Annotated in this window: 3 protein-coding genes and 1 pseudogene; 1 reads left to right on the plus strand and 3 read right to left on the minus strand. The window is 62.4% G+C overall.

What is annotated here, in order from left to right:
• The coding region (locus tag AC1DYI_RS31725) for a hypothetical protein (protein WP_477208094.1) at positions 1-346 on the plus strand (346 nt) is incomplete at its 5' end.
• Here the strand turns inward: AC1DYI_RS31725 and AC1DYI_RS31730 are convergent.
• The 3 genes and pseudogenes from AC1DYI_RS31730 to AC1DYI_RS31740 all read right to left on the minus strand — a co-directional run.
• Positions 291-952, minus strand: a pseudogene (locus tag AC1DYI_RS31730) (transposase). The gene AC1DYI_RS31725 and the pseudogene AC1DYI_RS31730 sit on opposite strands and share 56 nt — an antisense overlap.
• A 61-nt stretch (positions 953-1,013) precedes the next feature.
• Positions 1,014-2,126 (minus strand): tetratricopeptide repeat protein, encoded by a 1,113-nt coding sequence (locus AC1DYI_RS31735; protein WP_477208095.1) that lies wholly within the window; start codon positions 2,124-2,126, stop codon positions 1,014-1,016.
• Positions 2,127-2,191: 65 nt separating this feature from the next.
• The coding region (locus tag AC1DYI_RS31740; protein ID WP_477208096.1) for a sigma-70 family RNA polymerase sigma factor at positions 2,192-2,757 on the minus strand (566 nt) is incomplete at its 5' end.

Consider the following 2,757-nt stretch of genomic DNA (forward strand, 5'->3'; position numbering starts at 1 on the left):
GGTCAGAGCCTATTCATCAATGGTAGCCAAGCAGACAATTTCTTGTTTCCGCGAAAAAATTCGCAATACAAATCAAGCAGATTTGATTGCATTTGAAGGAGCAATAACCGCATACGACAATATCTATAGCATCAACGATTGGGGCACGTTCGTCAGGGGATGGATCGAAAAGGATTACGGGTTGAAGTGGAAGGATTGGGGCTGCGATGAAGAGCGCCCCCCGTCCTCACCAAATTGCAAAGCCGTCAAATCCTATTTCGAGGTTAGCGCGGGGCTGTATCCCACCCTACTTAAATGTTTGACTGATAGCAGTGCCAATGTAAACACTCTGGCTGTTCTGAAATAACGATCAAGCAAATGTGTCTATCCCTAGACACTAAGATATGAGCGTCAGGGCGGGCCGATAAAAACCCGGACTCAGATACCGTCTTGGAAGTCAAGCTCAGGCGCGCGATCCGCGGGTCGAACGGCACTCCTGAGCGAAGCACCCCGTAGATCAGCATGGCCAGCTTGTGCATGCACGCACCCACCACGGCCTTGGGCGCCAGGCCAGCGGTACGCAGCCTGTCGCCGAAGGCCTTCACGACAGGGTTGTGCCGCGAGGCCACCAGTGCTGGCATGTACAAGGCTGTACGCATCTGTACGTGGCCAGCGCGGCTGAGCATGGAACGCCCTCGCACCGAGCTGCCAGACTCCTGTCGAGGCGTCACACCGATGAAGGCGGCGCCTTGGCATTCTTGAAGTGCCGCACGTCCCCAAGGAAGGCCAACACCTTGGGTGTGGTGACTTGGCCGATCCCCGGGATGCTGGCGATCAGCTCTGCGTCCTGCCGCAGTTGCGGGTGGCCGTCGATGTGGTCGTTGATCTGACGCTGCAACTCGGCTGCGCAGCGCTGCAGCCAGGCCACGTGGTCGTGGATCGAAGCGGCCAGCACTGCGTTGCCCGCGTGCACTTCGAGCAGGTTGGGTGAAGACTGGCTGCCGAGTCTCCTCCCACCAAATCCCCCACCCCCATCAACTCTTCTTTTGCCGCGCTGCCATCAACCGCATCGCCAGCTTCTGCATCGCCTCTGCATCCTTCGCCGAGCCATCCAGCACGGCCTGCGCGTAGTGCGCCGACATGCAGGCCCGGTCAAGGCGCAGGGCGATGTTGATCGCAGCTTCTGCGCCGGCCCGATCTCCGCTGCTGGCCAGCACCACCGCCAAACCGCCGTGGCTTTCGGCGAAGTTGCGGTCGAGCAGCATCGATTGGTCGAATGCCGAACGCGCTGCAGGCAGATCGCCTTGCACCAGCGCGGCCCAGCCGAGGCCGTGCCAGGTGCCGATGTGCTCGGGCATGTTCTGCAATGCACGCTGGAAGGTCTGGCGAGCCTGGCTCAATTCGCCGGCCAGCATCTCGGCAAATGCCAGGGCTGACAACGAGCGGCCGTCGTTCGGGTTCTGTTCCAGGGCCACCGCCAGCAGGTCTTTCGCCCTCTTCGGGTTCTGTTCGCCCAGTGCAATGCTGGCCCGTGCGACCAGCGCTTCCATCTGGCGCGGCTTGTGTGCCAACGCCCCTTCAGCCCACGCCTGGCTGAGCCGAGGCTCTTCGGCATCGAGTGCGATAAGCGAGGCGACGCCGGCAGCATCCGCGCTCAGCACCCCGGCCTTCGCCCAGCTTTTCGCCTCGGTCATCGCTTCCCTCAGCTTGTCCGCGCGGTGCATCAGGCGCAGCCACAGCGTCTGCAGCGATTGCTCGGGCGGGGCACCAGCACCATCGGCCGCCGGCATCAGCGGCGCCAGCAGCGACAGCCCTTGCTCCGCATCGCCCTCGCGCAACGCGATCTGGGCCTGGTCTTGAACCGCACAGGTCACCAGCTCGACGGGCGCACCAGGCTCGTTCTGCAGCGCTGCGAGCACCTCGCGCGCCGCAGCCCAATCGTGCGCAGCCATCAGCCAATGAGCCTGATGCAGCCGCCACGCCAACGGGTTGACGCCTGAGGCAAGCCCCGTCTGCAGATGCACTTGCGCGCGGTCGCGCGCGCCGAGTCTCAAGGCCGTCTGAAATGCTTCCGACCGCAGGCTGTCGTTGCCGGGGTCTTGGTCGAGGAAGCCTTCGAGCTGGGCCAGGGCGGGAGGATTGGACATGGAGTTCATCGAAGCTTGAAGATGCAGTCGTCGGTTGAATTGTCAGGCGCGATGCAGGTCACTCGTCAAAAAGAGGCATCGCAGGCATGGCGCTCGGCCATCCAATGGCGCAATCGGGCCAGCGCCTTCTTGTGAATCTGGGAGATGCGCCCCTTGGTCAGGTTCATCTCGAGGGCAATGTCTTCGAAGGCCACGCCTTGCAGGTAGTGGTGGTGAATCACTTTCCGCTCCGGAGGCGACAGGTTGTCGATCAAGCCGTGCAACCGCTGCTTGCTTTGATTGAGTTCGACGGCGCTGTACAGCGGGTCGGCTGCTGACGATCGTGCGCCGGCGTCGAACATGCCCGTTTCTTCGAGCATGAAGCCGAGGGCCAACCCCATGCCGACTTCCGCCAGATAAGAAAAGAGGTCGCCCTTCGATTCGCCCGCCGCACTGGCAGCGACGCTTTCCGCCCGAGCGTCCAGGACCCGGCGTCGTGCGTGGATCTGGCCATGCTTTTCGCTCAGCAGGGTGATTCCGTCCAGAACCGCCCCTCGAACGCGGCGAGCCGCAAAGGTCTTGAACTGTGCGCCCCCCGCTGGATCGTAGCGGTCCAGGGCTTCGATCAGCCCGACCCGCGCCAGTTGCAGGT

The organism is Ideonella sp. P3_A4, assembly GCF_056403075.1.